Here is a 15,013-nt window from a genome sequence, read left to right on the forward strand (position 1 = left end):
CCCGGGCGTGAACCCCCCCCCCCGGGCCCCCGACACACCCCCCCCCCCCCCGCCCCAACCCCCCACGGGGCCCCACACCCCCCCGCGCGCGCGCGCCCCCCCCGTCCCCTTCCCCGGTACGCCAACCCGACCGCGCAACGCCGAAAGGACCGAGCACTGCCATGAACCGCCGCCGCCCACTCCGCACGCCCCGTATCCGAGGACGGGCCGCAGCGGTCGCCGCCGCCGTGGCACTCGCCTGCCTGACGGCCACCGCGGCCAGTGCCGATACCGTCCCCAGCGGCGCCGTCGCCACCACCAACACGGTCTCCCGCATCAGCGCCGACGGCATGGGGCTCCAGTCGGACACGGGCCGCGAGGCAGGCCGGATCTCGGCCTTCGAGTCCGCCCACCCGGCGCTCCGGCGGGTCAAGGCCGCCGACGTCCTGGCCGCCCCCGACGGCGCGGTCACCGGCCGCGACCTCTGCCACCCGTCCAACATCGCTGGCGCCCAGGGCTTCTGCTGGAACACCACCGACGACGCCACCGGCGCCTGGACTCCCCAGGGCCTCAGCGGCTCCGGCGAATCCCCCCAGTCACAGGCCTTGGTCGGGGGCCGCAAGGTACTCATCTCCAGCTGGTACGGAGCCGGCGGCAGCGAGCGCATCACCCTCGCCGACGTGAGCGACCCCGCCCACGTCACCTACCGGCACCTCCAGCTCGCCACCCTCAACAGCGCCGGCGACAACTACACCCCCCTCCTCGGAGGCCACGCCCACGCGGTGGTCTGGGCCGGCAGCAAGCTCTACGTCGCTTCCACCGGCAGCAGCTTCGACGTCTTCGACCTGAACAACATATGGAAGATGGACGTCACCACCGGCACGGGCTTCGGCCTCGGCACCGACGGGAAGGCCCAAGGAGCGGGCCACACCTACGTACTGCCGCGCCAGGGCACCTATGAATACACCGGTCAGGGCACCGGCTGCGGAGCCTACGCCGGCGTTCCCCAGCGCCCGTGCATCACCGCCGCCTCACTCGACCTCACCGGCTCCCAGCCCGCCCTGGTCACCGCGGAGGGCGACCCCGGCAAGGTCGAAGGCGAGTTCGGCAAGGCCGCCGCCCCCGTCGTCCGCTGGCCCCTCGACCCGGCCACCGGCCTGCTCAAGGCCGATGCCGCAGGCCGCGTCCAGGCCTCCGAAGCCTTCGCGTCGCCCATGGGCGGCACCCAGGGCGTCGCCATGAACAACGGCCGCCTCGTCTTCTCCGGACCTTGCCCGGAATTCGTCCCCGCGGAACACCAGCCGGACCAGAACAACATCCGCCAGTTCCCGGGCTGCCTCTACGACGCCCGCCCGGGCGAAGCCGTACGGCTCGTCACGCGGATCCCGGAGAACCCGGAGAACCTCTCCTACTGGCCGGGGAGCGACCAGCTCTGGGTGATCAACGAATCCCCCGGCGAGCGCGTCGTCGTCAACACCCCCTGGCCCAAGGCCACCGCGCCAGTGGGCATGGTGCGGTTGGCGGCGGCGGACTTCACGGGTGATGGGAAGCAGGATCTGGCTGGTGTGGAGTCGGGGACGGGGAAGTTGTGGTTGTACCCGGGCAACGGTGCTGGTGGGTTCGGTGACCGGGTGCAGATCGGTTCGGGCTGGGGTGCGATGAGCGAGCTCGCGAGTGCTGACTACACGGGTGACGGGAAGCCGGACCTGTTGGCGGTGGAGAACGCGTCGGGGAACTTGTACGTATATCCGGGAACGGGTAGCGCGTCCGGGATGAGCACGCTCGGCAACCGGGTGCAGGTCGGTTCGGGTTGGGGCGGGATGCGGGAACTGACCGCCCTGGACGTGAACAAGGACGGCAAGGCGGATCTGCTGGCCATGGATACGGCCGGTGCCCTGTGGGCTTATCCGGGAACGGGTTCGCTCAACGGCAGCAACACGTTCGGTGATCGGGTGCAGATCGGTGCGGGTTGGGGCGCGATGACCGAGCTGACCGTGCCGGGCGATCTCGATTCCGATGGCAAGGCCGACCTCGTGGCCATCGATGGTGGCGGGACGTTGTGGAAGTACCCCTCCACGGGTGCCTTGAGCGGGATGAACACCCTCGGCTCCCGCGCGCAGCTCGGTACGAACTGGGACAGCATGCGGCAGTTGGTCGGCGCTGACTTCAACGCTGACGGCAAGGGCGACCTCGACGCGGTCCAGGCCCCTGCCGACGCGACCGGGGCCCTGTACTTCTACCCCGGCAACGGCAGCGGCGGCCTCGGCAACCGCACCCAGATCGGCACCAACTGGTAACCGGGCTCGTCGGCGGTACCACCCGCCCGATGGCGGCAGGTTCGCTAATTCGTGCCGGGGAGCCAGCCGCGCTGGACCGCGCGGACGCCGAACTCGAAGCGGCTCGCGGCGCCGAGCTGTTCCATCAGGCCGTTGGCCAGGCGGCGGGCCGTGCGGGGAGAGACCGCGAGCCGCTTGGCGATCGCCTCGTCGGTCAGGCCCTGCGCCAGGAGCCGGATCACCGTGGTCTCCTGGGGGCTGAGCCCGTCCTCGTGCCGCTCTTCCGGGGCGCCGCCGAGGGTCTGCGCGGTGGACCAGACGTTCTCGAAGAGCGCGCACAGGGCCGTCAGGGTGCCCTGGCCGGTGAGGACCACCGCGCCCGCCGCGCTGTCGTCGCTGCTGACCGGGATGACGGCGGTGGTCCGGTCGAAGATCATCAGGCGGGTCGGCAGGTCGGGGGCGGTCCGGACCTCGCCGCCGAGCTCGCCCAGCCAGCTCGCGTAGGCCACGGTGGTCTGGCTGTTGCGCACGCTGTCCTGGAACAGGGACCGCATCCGCACCCCGCGGTCCAGCAGGGCCAGGTCGCTCGCCTTCGAGGCTTCCAGGGTCTCGGGGCGTTGGCCCCCGCCGGGGGCGAACGTCATCAGGTCGTTCTGGACCCCGTGCGCCAGGCCGGTGATCCGGGTCCGGATCTCGTCCAGGCCCACCAGCTGCTCGATGCCCGGGCCGGAGGCGGCCGGGCTCAGGTCGGCGAACTCCGAGATCAGCTGGGCGGCGGCCGCGCGCGACGCCTCGATGCGCAGCTGCTGGGCCGCGAGCTCCGCCTGCTGGCGGGCCATCAGGATCTCCATGCCGACCTCGGGCGGCACGGCGCGGAGCTCTCCCGCCTGTTCGTAGGACGGTCGGATCAGGGCCAGTTCGCTGAGCAGGTCCAGGCTGCGCCGGATCTCCGCTTCGGACGTGCCGATCTGGTCGGCGAGCGCGCGCACTCCGTCTCGCGGGCGCGCGAGCATGGTGCGGTAGAGAGCCTCTGCGGTCGCATCGAGGCCTAGAGTTGCCAGCACAGCGGTTCCCCCCGTGTACACCCGTGATCAAGGCGAAGTTGATCATTGCACGGCGTGTCCGGATCCGGGCAAGGAGGTCCCGCCTGGCCGCTTCCGGTCAGGGCCTCAACCGTCCACCTTCATGCTATTTGCCCGATGTGAAGTGTTCGGAAGGGTGGCGTCCATGTACCTCATCCACGCCGCCCTCCGAGCGCCATCGGCGGGCGCTCAACTCCCTTCGCATGCGGGGGAACTCGTCCGCGCGTTCGCCGACGTCGATGCCGATGTCGATGCCCACGCCCATGCCGACCGCCGGGGCGATGGCGGCGCCTTTGGCCCGGTGGAGCACGTTTCCGCGCATCCGCGCGCGCTGCCGGGTCCGACCCTCGGCGTGTATCTGATCGCGGACAGCCTGGACGAGGCGGAGCGGCGTACGGAGGTGCTCTGCCGCCGCGCCTTCGAGGAGGTGCCGGCGCTGCGGGGCTGGACGGTCGGGCGCGTCGGCGTACCTCTGGTGACGCCGTACTACGAGCGGCTCCTGGTGGCCACTTCCGGACTGCCTGGACGGAAGGGGCCAGGTCCGGTTCCGTCCAGCTGAAAGCTCTTCCACCGGCTGTGACCTGCGACGAAAGTAGTGATCGCCGGAAGGGAACACCGCCCCGAAGGCAACACCGGAGGAAACGTCACCGCGGGACGTGAGACCGGAAAAGGCCAGTCGCCCCAGCTCTCGAAAAGGACCACTCCCATGCTTCGCATCAGTCTCGCCAAGGCCGCCGCGGTCGCTTCCCTCGCCTTCGCCTTCGCCGTCGTCGCCCCGGCAGTCGCCGCCCACACCACCGGCACCTCCGACACCCGGGTCACCGCCACCACCGCCTGGGAGACCGCCCCGGTCGGCAAGAACACCACCGCCTGGGAGTAGCCGACCCCGCCGCCGGGGGAGCAGCGCCCACAGCGCCACCCCGTCGCGTCCCACGAACTTCAGCAGGACCTGCAGGACCCCTACGACCCGCAGGACCCGTACCACCGGCGGGACCCGTACCACCGGCGGGACCCGCACGACCCGCACCACCACCGCCACACCGCCTGGCTGACCCATCGCCAGAGCCCGCCCGTCGCACCACCCCGACCGGCGCGCCCCCGATCTTCGGCCCTCACCAGGCCCTGCTGCGCAGCCCGCAGCGCCACCCCACTTCCTTTCGCGCCATTACGACGGCGGCCCCAACCAGACCGACAGCTGTAGCGGCGGCGTCACGGCCCACGCCTGGTGCGCCGACTTCGCCGGCTGGGTCCGGTCCCGCCTGCGCCCCGGCACGCGAACGGCCTCCGCTCCCCACCGGGAGCGGAGGCCGTAGGCCGCGAGGGTGCGGGGCTCAGCCCTTGCTGACCGCCGTCAGGATCTCCGGGAGCCTGCGGGCCACCGTCGGGGCCGCGAGGCGCAGGCCCGCCCAGGTGGCCAGCGTGCCCCAGGCCACGCCCACCGGGAGCAGGATCCAGGTGAGGGAGTGCTGGTCCGTGGCGGTGAGGTAGATGGTCAGGACGATCACCGGGGCGCAGATCAGCGCCGAGGCGATCAGGCCGCCGAAGATGCCCATCCACGCCAGGGCGCCCTGGCCCGGGGCGACGTTCTTGAAGGCGCCGTCCGTCGGGATCGAGTACGGGAAGCGGGCCGAGGCCAGGGCTCCCGTGCACAGCATCGAGCCGAGCAGGGCCAGCGCGAGGCCCAGCCCGCCGGGGAGGCCGGGCCAGTCGCCGAGCAGGGCGGCGGTCACCACGGTGACCACGGCCGTGTAGGGCACGGTGACCAGCGCGAGGGCCAGGGCGCGGGCGCGCAGTTCCCCGTACGCGTCACGCGTGCTCGAAATGGTCTGCGCGACCATCCAGAACGCCGAGGTGTCCTGCCCGAACTGGTTGTACATCTGGACGCCGATCATGCCCGAGCCGAAGCAGGCCAGGTACACCGAGCCGGTGCCCTGGAGGGCGTTGGCGACGGGCACGAGCAGGCCGACCGCCAGGGCCGACACCCAGGCCGCCTTGGTCTTCGGATCGCGGACGACGTAGCGCAGCGAGCGCTGCATGGCCGCGCCCGTACGGTCGTCGGGGAACAGGGACCAGAGGCCGCCCCCGGCGCCCGCGCCCCGGTCCTTCTTCGGCTGGGCCGCCGCGATCGTCGAACCGTCCGGGGTGACCATGAGCTTGGTCAGGCTGCGCTCCCAGAACCAGAGCAGCAGGGCCAGGGCGGCGAGGGTGACGGCCAGCTGGCCCGCCGCGATGCCGTACGAGCCCTCGCTCGCGGAGTCCACCATGCCGATCGCCGACGCGGGCGGCAGCCAGCGGACGATCTCCTCGGCGGGCTGGAGCTTCTCCAGTCCGCCGCTGTGGAACAGCCGCTGGCCGGCGAAGTTGGCCACCTGCGCGCCGATGGCGATCAGCAGGCCGCTGAGCAGCGCGAGGTCGCGCCCCTTGCGGCTGGTCAGGAGCCGGACGTTGGCCGTGGCCACCGTGCGGGCGAGTGCGACGCAGCCGAGCAGCAGGAGCGGCACCGCCAGTACGGCGGCCACCACGCCCGCCGCGCCGTGCGCGAGGGCGATGGCCGAGCCGGTGGCCAGGCACAGGGTGAACAGCGGTCCCGTCCCGATGAGGGAGGAGACCAGCAGGGCCCGTACGAGCGGACGCGGGCGCAGCGGGAGCATGACCAGCCGGCTCGGGTCGAGGGTCTCGTCCCCGGTCGGGAAGAACAGCGGCATGAAGGTCCAGCCGAGGGCGAGGACCGCCGCCAGCAGGACGACGACGGCGCTCGCGTGGTCGTTGCCGCGCAGCAGGGCGAGGCCGAGCGTGACGAAGAACGCGGCGACGAGGGCGAGGGCGAGCGCGCCGAAGTAGGCGATCTTGCGCTTGGAGGAGCCCTTGAGGCCGTTCTTCAGGAGCGAGAGCTTGAGCCGGATGAAGATCGGGGTGAGGGGGACCGTCGCGGTCCCCACGGGCACGGACGGTGCGGTCGTGGCCGCGCTCATCGCAGGCCCCCGGCCCCGTTGCCCGCCCCGTGGCCGGACCCGTTGCCGCCGCCGAGCCAATCCAGGGTCTCGCCCGTGGTCCGGCCCTGCGCCCCGACCAGTTCGAGGAACGCGGCCTGCAGCGAGGGCGCGTCGCCCCGTACGGCGGCCAGCGGGCCCGCGGCCCTGATCCGGCCGGCGGCCATGACGGCCACCCAGTCGCACAGGGACTCGACGAGCTCCATGACGTGGGAGGAGAAGACGACCGTGGCCCCGGAGGAGGTGTAACGTTCCAGCACTCCGCGGATGGTCTGCGCGGACACCGGGTCCACTCCCTCGAACGGCTCGTCCAGGAACAGGACTTCGGGGTTGTGCAGCAGCGCGGCGGCCAGGCCGATCTTCTTCCGCATGCCCGTCGAGTAGTCGACGATCAGCTTGTTCTGCGAACCGGCCAGGTCCAGGATCTCCAGCAGCTGGGTGGCCCGGCTGTCCGTCTCTTTGCCCGGCAGCCCCCGCAACCGGCCCATGTAGCCGAGCAGTTCGCGTCCGGAGAGGCGCTCGAAGAGCCGCAGCCCTTCGGGCAGGACGCCGATGCGGGACTTGACCTCCACCGGGTCCGCCCACACGTCGTGCCCGGCGACGAACACGCGGCCCATGTCGGGGCGCAGCAGTCCGGTCACCATCGAGAGCGTCGTCGTCTTGCCGGCGCCGTTCGGGCCGACCAGGCCGATGAACTGTCCGGCGGGCAGCTCCAGATCGATCCCCGCGACGGCGATCTGCTCGCCGAACCGCTTCCACAAGCCCTCTACCCGCACGGCGGCCGCGGCCGGCGGCGCGGTTCGCGCGCCGCCACCCGCTCCGTCCGCCCTGCCCGCTCCGTCCGCCCCGCCCGTCGCAACGCCCTGGTCCGGCATGCGCCTGCCTCTCGTTCTTCTGTTCCCCGTGGTCTTGCTTCCTTCACGATAGGAGGAGGGGGAGAGGGCGGAGCAGTTACGAATGTCATCAGTTCACGAGGTGCCCCGTCACGGATTCCGCCGCGCCCGCTCCGCCGCCGCCTCGCGGCCGCACGCGTACGCCAGGGCGTCGATCAGCTCCTCCACGTCCGGCAGCCACCGGTTCGCGGCCGTCGGCGCCTGCGCCCACTGCACCGAGCCGCGCCCGCCGATGCGGGTCGGCGGCGCGGCCACGTACTCGCCCTCGCCCCGGGCGGCCAGGTCGAGTTGGGGCGGCTGCCAGCCCAGCTTGCGCAACAGGTCGGGGACCTTCGCGCCGGCCCCGGGCAGGACGAAGAACAGCATCCGGCCGGCCGGGGTGGCGATCACCGGCCCCAGGGTGCGCTGCATGCGCTGGAGTCGGGCAAGCGCCAGGAACCCGGCCGCGTCCGGCACGTCGAGGGCGTCGAAGGTCCGGCCGGTCGGCAGCAGGATGGAGGCCTTCGGGTTCCTGCCCCAGAGCCGCCGCACCTGCACGGCGCTGCCCGAGGCCTGCGAGGCCCAGTCCTTCCCCGCCGCGTGCGCACCCGGCGCCGGGCAGTCCGCCGCCCCGCACGAGCACTGCTCCCGCCCGTCGGCGGACTCAAGCCAGGTGCCGGCGAAGACATCCCAGTGCCGTTCTTCCGCGTACCGCACGGCATGGTCCAGCAGCGGCTCGCTGCGCTGGAGGGGGATGGGCGCGGTCTCCGTGACTCCGATGGTCTCTTCCACGTGCAACACAACTCTTGCGGTCAGCCGGGGTTACGGGCGTAAACCCGCCGAGGACCGGAGCATCGATCCTGCATACGGGGCGCATCGGTGCATCGCGGGGGGCGCGTAGGAGACCGGGGCGCCGGAGGTGGGTAGCGAGAGGACGCAATGGGGAAGATTCCCCGCACATCAGGCGGGAAGTGATCATTCCAACGGTCACCCGACCACCCGCGGCCACTGGGGGTTTTCAATGGCAGCCAGGCCTCTCGTCGCCCGCCAGCCGAATGAACGGCTGCAGGCGCTCATCCAGGAAGCCGGGTGCTCCAATGCCGGGCTCGCCCGGCGCGTCAACATGTGCGGGGCCGAGCACGGTCTCGACCTTCGCTACGACAAGACCTCCGTGGCCCGTTGGCTGCGCGGACAGCAGCCGCGCGGCCGGGCCCCGGGAATCATCGCGGAGGCGCTCGGCCGCAAACTCGGCCGGACCGTCACCATCGACGAGATCGGCATGGCCAACGGCAAGAACCTCGCCTCCGGCGTCGGCCTGCAGTTCTCCCCCACCGTCATCGGCGCCATCGAGCAGGTCTGCGAGCTGTGGCGCAGCGACGTGGGCCGGCGCGACTTCCTGTCCGGGTCGAGCGTGGCCTCCTCCGCGCTCGTCGAGCCGAGCCGCGACTGGCTGATCACCGGGGCCGACGCGCAGGTCGCGCGCAGCGGCGGTTCGCGGGTCGGGATGTCCGACGTGGAGGCCGTCCAGGCCACCACCGAGGCGCTGAAGGAACTCGACCACCGCTTCGGCAGCGGGCACGTCCGGCCGGTGGTCGTGCACTACCTCAACTCGGTGGTCTCCGGGCTGATCGGCGGCTCGTACCGGGAACCGGTGGGGCGCGCCCTCTTCGCGGCGGTCGCCCGCCTCACCGAGCTCGCCGGCTACATGGCGGTGGACACGGGCCAGCCGGGCCTGGCCCAGCGCTACTACATCCAGGCGCTGCGCCTCGCCCAGGCCGCCGGCGACCGGGCGTACGGGGGCTACGTGCTGGCGGCCTCCATGAGCCACCTGGCGGCCGAGCTGGGCAATCCGCGGGAGATCGCACAGCTGGCGAGAGCCGCGCAGGAGGGTACGCGCGGACAGGTGACCCCCCGGGTGGAGTCGATGTTCTACGCCGCCGAGGCGCGCGGGCACGCACTGCTGGGCGACAGCCGGGCGACGGCGGTGCTGTCCTCGCGGGCGGTGACCGCGCTGGAGCGGGCCGAACCGGAATCCGGCGACGACCCGACGTGGATCCGCCACTTCGACCAGGCGTACCTGGCCGACGAGCTGGCCCACTGCCACCGGGACCTCGGCCAGGCGGACGCGGCGGCGAAGCGGGCGGAGGAGGCCCTACGGGAACTCCCGGCGGCCAAAGCGCGCCGCCGGGCCATCGGCCTGCTGCTGCTGGCGGCCGCGCGGGTGCAGCAGCGGGAGATCGAAGCCGCCTGCCAGACGGCCGCGCAGGCGGCGGAGGCCCTGTCGGGGCTCCGCTCGACGCGGGGGGCGGTGTACCTGGAGGACTTCCGGGCCCGGGTCGAGCCGTACCGGGAGGAGCCGGCGGTACGGGAGTTCGGGGCCCGGCTGGAGGCGGTGTCCTGAGCGAAGGCCACCGCGGCGCGCACGGACCGCGAGGGCGGCCGACGTGATGTCGGCCGCCCCGTACGGCGTCGCCGCGGGCCCGGAGCTTCACCCGGCGGTGACGCCGGTGTCTCAGAAGCCGAAGATGCCCTGGAACGTCTCGCGGTCCCAGAACTTCTCGGTCGAGCCGGTCGAGCCGTAGATCGGGCCGAAGTGGGCCGGGACGCCGGCGAACGACGAGGAGTCGGTCTTCTCGCCCCCGCGCGAACCGGTGGACTGCACGAGGGCGCCACCGTCACCGTCGGCCATTGCGGCCCCGGCGCCGCCGAGCAGGATGCCCGCGGCGAGGACAGAGGCGGTCAGGGCAGAACGCATACGCATGACTACTCCTATGGATCTCAGGACGACGCGACGAATTCGGTGCGCGTCGGCAAGTCCAACGCCACGCAAGATCCGGGGAAACGGAGCGTCACTCCACTGGCCCGCTGGAGACCGCCACTCCGTCACGTTGAGTGAAGGGCGGGGGTGGGGGCCGGGCGGGTCCGGGGAGGGCCTGACGGGGGAAGGGGGTGACCGGGTAGCGTGAGCCGACGTTCCGAATGTTCGGAGAGGTCGGAGAGGGAGTCCCGGTGACGGAGAGCGGACAGGGCGGCAGCCCACAGGCAGGCGGGCCGTGGGGCCCGCCCATGCCGGCGCAGCCCCCGACGCAGCCGCCCGCACGGCCCGACGCGGAGCAGCCGGAGCCCTTGCACGGCCAGTCTTCGCAGGGGCAGCCCTCGTACGGCCAGTCCCTGCCGGGGCAGCCCCCCCAAGGCCAGCCCTCGTACGGCCAGCCCGGGTACGGCCAGCCCGGGTACGGCCAGTCCTCGCCGGAGCAGCCCGCGCAGGGCCAGCCCTCGTACGGCCAGTCCCTGCCGGGGCAGCCTGCGCACGGCCAGTCCCAGCAAGGTCAGCCCGCGTACGGTCAGCCGGTGGCGGGCCAGCCCGCGTACGGACAGCCCGCGCCGGGTCAGCCCGCCTACGGCTACCCGGAACCCGGCTACCCCGCGCCCGGCTATCCGGGCCCGAGCGATCCCCCGGCGGGCGGAGCGGCCTACGGCTATCCCCCGCAGGGGCACGTCGTGGGCCCCGGCTACGAGGGGCCCGGTGCACCGCACGGCTACGGCTATCCGCCGCTGCCCGAGGCCGTCACGCAGTACATCCCGCCGGTTCCGGCAGCGCCCTCGCACGAGGAGGCCGCGACGCAGTTCATGGCACCGGTCCCGGCAGCCCCCTCGCACGAGGAGGCCGCGACGCAGTTCATGGCACCGGTCCCGGCAGCGCCCTCGCACGACGAAGCCGCGACCCAGTACATCCCACCGGTCCCCGCCGCGCCGTCGCACACGCACACGCACGACGAGGCCGCCACGCAGTTCATCCCGCCCGTTCCGGCCGCCCCGGCCGATCCGGCCGCCGGGTTCGACGGGCTCTTCCGGGGAGACACCCAGCACCTGCCGCCCGTACAGGAGCCGGTGCTCCGCCAGCCGCCGCCGCGCCCCTACCCGCCGCAGCAGCATCAGCAGCACCAGCCGCACCGCCAGCCGCAGCCGCCCCAACAGGGCTATCCGCCGCAGCAGTTCCAGCACCAGGCGCCCCAAGCGCCCCACGTACCCCCCGCGCCGCCGGCAACCCGCAGGGTCTCGCCCGGGATCATCGCCGCCGTCGTCATCGGCCTGGCCGTCGCCGGGCTCGGCGTAGGGGCGCTGCTCAGCGACGACAAGGCGCAGAACAGCGACCCCGGTGCCTCGACCGCCACCCCCACCGGCAAGGGCTCCGCGGCCGCCGGCGGGGAGGCGCCGCTCGATCCCGCCCAACCCCAGGCCGTACAGCTGGACAAGCTCCTCGCGGACAGCAACGACAGCCGGGCCTCGGTGATCAAGGCCGTCGACGACATCAAGGGCTGCCGCAACCTCGACCAGGCGGGCAACGACCTGCGCGACGCGGCCCGTCAGCGCGAGGAGCTGGTGACCCGGCTCCAGGAGCTCAAGGTGGACAAGCTCCCGGACAACGCGAAGCTGACGGCGGCCCTCACCCAGGCCTGGAAGTCCTCCGCGCAGGCCGACAACAGCTACGCGGCCTGGGCGGACGACATGAAGGGCGAGGGCGACAAGTGCAAGGACGGCAAGGCGAAGAACTCCGGGAACGCCTCGGACGGCAACAAGGCGAGCGGTGACGCCACCAAGGCCAAGGAGTCGGCCTCGGGCATGTGGAACGCGATCGCCGGCAAGTACGGCCTGACCAAGCGGGACAAGAGCCAGCTCTGAGCCGGCGGGCCGGCGCGCGGGCCGGCCGCGCGGGCCGGCCCTGACGCGGTACTAGCTCGAACGCGGGGCCTGTTCCAGGGTCCGGGTCATGTCCATGGACTGCTCGCCCTGCTGGGCCACCAGGCGGCCCTGCTGGACCACTTGGAAGGTGACCCGGCCGTTCACCATGCGGGGGAAGCCCGCGACGGCGCGCATGTCCTGGTAGCGCCAGCTGAGGTCGGGGGTGAGGCCGCCGGTCTTGATGGGCTCGGCCTGGTTGAGCTTCTGCGCGAGCTTGCGGGCCGTGATCTCCTCGTCGCCCTTGAACCGCTTCACCGCCTCGGTGAGCACGGAGTACGCGATCCACGTGGTCTGGGCGCCGCTGTCGTCGATGTCCACGGTGTCGTCGCCGAAGGCCTGCTCGGTGATCACCCGCTGCATCGGCGCCCAGAGGGGGTCGGAGGCCACCGGGTACCAACTGGTCACGTACGCACCCTCGAAGGGGCTCTCCTTGCCGCCGGTACGGTCCACCAGGGCCTGGCTGACCGAGCCGAGCACCGAGGAGATCTGCGGCTTGCGGTTCTGGGTGTCGGCGCGACGGAAGGCGTCGAAGAACGTCTCGGTGCGCTCGCCGAGCACGGCCGCGACGCATCCCTTGTCCTTGCCGCCGTCCTTCACGGCGGTGGCTCCGCCCTTCGAAGAGGCGGACGGGGACGAGTCGGTCAGCGCCTCGCGGGCCTGCGCGGAGAAGTCCGCGGAGTCTTCGGCGGCCCGGATGTCGCTGGCCTCGGCCATCTGGTTGGCCTTGAGCCCGGCGTTGAGCTGGACCGGCAGGGCGTCGCCCGCGAGGGTGTCGGGGCGGACCAGGGCGACCTTGGCGCAGGCGCGGCCGAGCTGGTGGCCGGCGCCGGCGAGGAGCACGGGCTGGCCGCCGTTGACGGGGTACGACAGCGGCGACGCGAACTCCTCGGAGGAGACCCCGTACCCGCCGATGAACGGGATGCCCTCGGTCTCCAGCGGGGCCATGAAGGCGCGTCCGTGCTGGCTGTACGAGCCGACGACGGCGACGGCCTTCTCGGCGATCGCCTTGCGGGCGCAGTCGGCGGCGCCGCTGGGCGTGTTGTGCTCGTTGCAGGTCAGGACGCGGAGCTTGTGGCCGTTGACGCCGCCCTTGGAGTTGATCCAGCGCTCGTAGGCCTTGGCCATGCCGGTCATGCCGGGCATGTTCGTCGCCTTGGTGCCCTCCGGCGCGAAGGTCATGACGGTGAGCGTGGAACCGGTGCCCCCGGAGCCCCCCGAGCCTCCGGGGAGCACCCCGCAGCCGGCGACGAGACACGCTCCCAGAGCTGTGGTCAGGAGGGAGCGGGAAAGGGTTGCTACGCGTCGCCGGGTGGTCATGTTCATGCACCATTCCGCGCCGCGGGTAACTGAAGAGTGAGGTGTACACAACATCTGGTGACGTCGAGGTGAATTACGGGTGGCGCCCGTACGGGGAGCCGGAGCGGAGCACGCACAGGTGCTGCAAGATCGCGCAAGACGGGAACGTACGATCGAAAGCGTGACATTCGCCCAAGGTTCGAAGAACTCTTCCCGCCGCGGCGGCCGCTCCTCCACCATGGGCGGCATGCCCCTCAACGACATGCCGTGGTGGCGCTGGCGCAGCAACGTGCGCTCGGCGCTGCACATGCTTTCCGACCCCGTCTTCCAGGAGGACACCTGGCTGGCCGGCGCCGAAGGGTACGGGGACGTCACCGACGCCGTGTACCGGCTCGTCGAGGACACCTGGCTCGACAGCTGGTCCGCGGAGAAGTACGTCGGCACGATCTTCCGCGACTCGCAGGAGGCGGCCGTGGTCGACCTCGCCGTGCTGCGCGTGCTGCGGATCATGCACCAGATAGGCCCCGACGCCCCCGTCTCCGGCTACCTGGAGCACCACGCCTGGCCGGAGGCGGTACGGGCCGCGCGCGAGGCCCACGTACGGCTGGCGACGGCGGACGGGGAGGACCCGGACGCGCGACCGAGCTCGCTGCACGTGCTGAGGATCCTCACGCGCGCGGTGTGAGCCGCGGGATGTGAAAGGCTACGGGGTCATGAGCGATGACCCGCAGCCGCAGACCACGGCCTCCCAGCAGTACGTACTGACCCTCTCCTGCCCCGACAAGCAGGGCATCGTGCACGCGGTGTCCAGCTACCTCTTCATGACCGGGTGCAACATCGAGGACAGCCGGCAGTTCGGCGACCGTGACACAGGTCTCTTCTTCATGCGGGTCCACTTCACGGCGGACGCCCCGGTGACCGTGGACAAGCTGCGGGCCAGCTTCGCCGCGATCGGCGACACCTTCCGGATGGACTGGCAGATCCACCGCTCCGACGAGCGCATGCGGATCGTGCTGATGGTCTCGAAGTTCGGCCACTGCCTGAACGACCTGCTCTTCCGCACCCGGATCGGCGCGCTGCCCGTGGAGATCGCGGCGGTGGTCTCGAACCACACCGACTTCGAGGAACTGGTCGGCTCCTACGGGATCCCGTTCGTGCACGTCCCGGTGACGAAGGACACGAAGGCGGCGGCCGAGGCGCAGGTCCTGGAACTGGTGCGCTCCGAGAACGTCGAGCTCGTCGTCCTCGCCCGCTACATGCAGGTCCTGTCGGACACCTTCTGCAAGGAGCTCAGCGGGCGGATCATCAACATCCACCACTCGTTCCTGCCGAGCTTCAAGGGCGCGAAGCCGTACCACCAGGCGCACGCGCGGGGCGTGAAGCTGATCGGCGCGACCGCCCACTACGTGACGGCGGACCTGGACGAGGGCCCGATCATCGAGCAGGAAGTGGAACGGGTGGGCCACGAGGTCACCCCGGAGCAGCTGGTGGCGATCGGCCGCGACGTGGAGTGCCAGGCGCTGGCGCGCGCGGTGAAGTGGCACAGCGAGCACCGCGTCCTCCTCAACGGGACGCGCACGGTCGTCTTCGCGTAGGCGGCATCCGCCCGGGGACGACCGGCCCGTGGGCGTACGCCTTCGCCCGGGGGCGTACGTCCCCGGGTGAACCCCGCCGGCACAGTGCATCCCGCGGCCCCATGACCGGGCGGGGGCCCTCCCGGCAGTGTTGTCCACATGATCGAAGTACACGAACTCAGCAAGCGCTACGGCGCGAAG

General features: G+C 72.0%; 13 protein-coding genes. 7 read left to right on the forward strand and 6 right to left on the reverse strand.

Annotated elements, in window-relative coordinates; all coding sequences use genetic code 11:
• The first annotated feature begins 161 nt into the window (after nt 1–161).
• Nucleotides 162–2,276 (forward strand): FG-GAP repeat domain-containing protein, encoded by a 2,115-nt coding sequence (locus ACFXDJ_RS34930; RefSeq protein WP_384851234.1) that lies wholly within the window; start codon nt 162–164, stop codon nt 2,274–2,276.
• A gap of 44 nt (nt 2,277–2,320) precedes the next feature.
• Here ACFXDJ_RS34930 and ACFXDJ_RS34935 read toward each other — a convergent pair whose 3' ends face one another.
• Complete coding sequence (locus tag ACFXDJ_RS34935) at nt 2,321–3,319, reverse strand: LuxR C-terminal-related transcriptional regulator (RefSeq protein ID WP_384659615.1); 999 nt, start codon at nt 3,317–3,319, stop codon at nt 2,321–2,323.
• 163 nt (nt 3,320–3,482) lie between these two features.
• On the opposite strand from ACFXDJ_RS34935, the gene ACFXDJ_RS34940 reads away from it, so the two are divergent.
• Together ACFXDJ_RS34940 and ACFXDJ_RS34945 are read left to right on the forward strand one after the other, a co-directional pair.
• Entirely contained in the window at nt 3,483–3,896 is a 414-nt protein-coding gene (locus ACFXDJ_RS34940; protein WP_384659612.1) for a hypothetical protein, read from the forward strand.
• A gap of 147 nt (nt 3,897–4,043) precedes the next feature.
• Nucleotides 4,044–4,217, forward strand: a complete 174-nt coding sequence (locus ACFXDJ_RS34945; RefSeq protein WP_384659610.1) for a hypothetical protein — start codon at nt 4,044–4,046, stop codon at nt 4,215–4,217.
• Nucleotides 4,218–4,668: 451 nt separating this feature from the next.
• Here ACFXDJ_RS34945 and ACFXDJ_RS34950 read toward each other — a convergent pair whose 3' ends face one another.
• The 3 genes from ACFXDJ_RS34950 to ACFXDJ_RS34960 form a co-directional block, all read right to left on the reverse strand.
• Nucleotides 4,669–6,309: a transporter gene (locus ACFXDJ_RS34950; RefSeq protein ID WP_384851236.1), complete on the reverse strand. Its 1,641-nt coding sequence runs from the start codon at nt 6,307–6,309 to the stop codon at nt 4,669–4,671.
• The gene (locus tag ACFXDJ_RS34955; protein WP_384851238.1) at nt 6,306–7,202 is read right to left on the reverse strand and encodes an ABC transporter ATP-binding protein; all 897 of its coding nucleotides are present in this window, start codon (nt 7,200–7,202) and stop codon (nt 6,306–6,308) included. The genes ACFXDJ_RS34950 and ACFXDJ_RS34955 overlap by 4 nt, the downstream gene beginning before the upstream one ends.
• A 108-nt stretch (nt 7,203–7,310) precedes the next feature.
• Nucleotides 7,311–8,000, reverse strand: coding sequence for a bifunctional DNA primase/polymerase (locus ACFXDJ_RS34960; RefSeq protein WP_384659602.1), 690 nt, complete (start codon nt 7,998–8,000; stop codon nt 7,311–7,313).
• A gap of 220 nt (nt 8,001–8,220) precedes the next feature.
• On the opposite strand from ACFXDJ_RS34960, the gene ACFXDJ_RS34965 reads away from it, so the two are divergent.
• Nucleotides 8,221–9,600, forward strand: a complete 1,380-nt coding sequence (locus ACFXDJ_RS34965; RefSeq protein WP_384659599.1) for a transcriptional regulator — start codon at nt 8,221–8,223, stop codon at nt 9,598–9,600.
• Nucleotides 9,601–9,711: 111 nt separating this feature from the next.
• Here ACFXDJ_RS34965 and ACFXDJ_RS34970 read toward each other — a convergent pair whose 3' ends face one another.
• Nucleotides 9,712–9,960, reverse strand: a complete 249-nt coding sequence (locus ACFXDJ_RS34970) for a hypothetical protein (protein ID WP_384659598.1) — start codon at nt 9,958–9,960, stop codon at nt 9,712–9,714.
• A gap of 305 nt (nt 9,961–10,265) precedes the next feature.
• Here ACFXDJ_RS34970 and ACFXDJ_RS34975 point away from each other — a divergent pair, with 305 nt between their 5' ends.
• On the forward strand, nt 10,266–11,882 hold the full coding sequence (locus ACFXDJ_RS34975) for a hypothetical protein (RefSeq protein WP_384851240.1): 1,617 nt from the start codon (nt 10,266–10,268) through the stop codon (nt 11,880–11,882).
• A gap of 51 nt (nt 11,883–11,933) precedes the next feature.
• Here the strand turns inward: ACFXDJ_RS34975 and ACFXDJ_RS34980 are convergent, their stop codons facing one another.
• Nucleotides 11,934–13,259 carry an ABC transporter substrate-binding protein gene (locus tag ACFXDJ_RS34980; RefSeq protein WP_384659592.1) on the reverse strand — a complete coding sequence of 442 codons (1,326 nt, stop codon included), beginning with the start codon at nt 13,257–13,259 and terminating at the stop codon, nt 11,934–11,936.
• Between the two features lie 217 nt (nt 13,260–13,476).
• On the opposite strand from ACFXDJ_RS34980, the gene ACFXDJ_RS34985 reads away from it, so the two are divergent.
• Both ACFXDJ_RS34985 and purU read left to right on the forward strand, forming a co-directional pair.
• Complete coding sequence (locus ACFXDJ_RS34985; protein WP_384659618.1) at nt 13,477–13,923, forward strand: hypothetical protein; 447 nt, start codon at nt 13,477–13,479, stop codon at nt 13,921–13,923.
• Between the two features lie 28 nt (nt 13,924–13,951).
• Nucleotides 13,952–14,833 (forward strand): formyltetrahydrofolate deformylase, encoded by an 882-nt coding sequence (purU, locus tag ACFXDJ_RS34990; protein WP_384659590.1) that lies wholly within the window; start codon nt 13,952–13,954, stop codon nt 14,831–14,833.
• Nucleotides 14,834–15,013: the final 180 nt, after the last annotated feature.

The sequence above is a fragment of the Streptomyces sp. NPDC059443 genome (assembly GCF_042750105.1).
Classification (GTDB): domain Bacteria; phylum Actinomycetota; class Actinomycetes; order Streptomycetales; family Streptomycetaceae; genus Streptomyces.

Coding starts and splice junctions, on each gene's coding strand:
- ACFXDJ_RS34930 (WP_384851234.1), top strand. CDS start 162: ATGAACCGCCGCCGCCCACTCCGCACGCCCCGTATCCGAGGACGGGCC.
- ACFXDJ_RS34940 (WP_384659612.1), top strand. CDS start 3,483: ATGTACCTCATCCACGCCGCCCTCCGAGCGCCATCGGCGGGCGCTCAA.
- ACFXDJ_RS34945 (WP_384659610.1), top strand. CDS start 4,044: ATGCTTCGCATCAGTCTCGCCAAGGCCGCCGCGGTCGCTTCCCTCGCC.
- ACFXDJ_RS34950 (WP_384851236.1), bottom strand. CDS start 6,309: ATGAGCGCGGCCACGACCGCACCGTCCGTGCCCGTGGGGACCGCGACG.
- ACFXDJ_RS34955 (WP_384851238.1), bottom strand. CDS start 7,202: ATGCCGGACCAGGGCGTTGCGACGGGCGGGGCGGACGGAGCGGGCAGG.
- ACFXDJ_RS34965 (WP_384659599.1), top strand. CDS start 8,221: ATGGCAGCCAGGCCTCTCGTCGCCCGCCAGCCGAATGAACGGCTGCAG.
- ACFXDJ_RS34970 (WP_384659598.1), bottom strand. CDS start 9,960: ATGCGTATGCGTTCTGCCCTGACCGCCTCTGTCCTCGCCGCGGGCATC.
- ACFXDJ_RS34975 (WP_384851240.1), top strand. CDS start 10,266: ATGCCGGCGCAGCCCCCGACGCAGCCGCCCGCACGGCCCGACGCGGAG.
- ACFXDJ_RS34980 (WP_384659592.1), bottom strand. CDS start 13,259: ATGACCACCCGGCGACGCGTAGCAACCCTTTCCCGCTCCCTCCTGACC.
- ACFXDJ_RS34985 (WP_384659618.1), top strand. CDS start 13,477: ATGGGCGGCATGCCCCTCAACGACATGCCGTGGTGGCGCTGGCGCAGC.
- purU (WP_384659590.1), top strand. CDS start 13,952: ATGAGCGATGACCCGCAGCCGCAGACCACGGCCTCCCAGCAGTACGTA.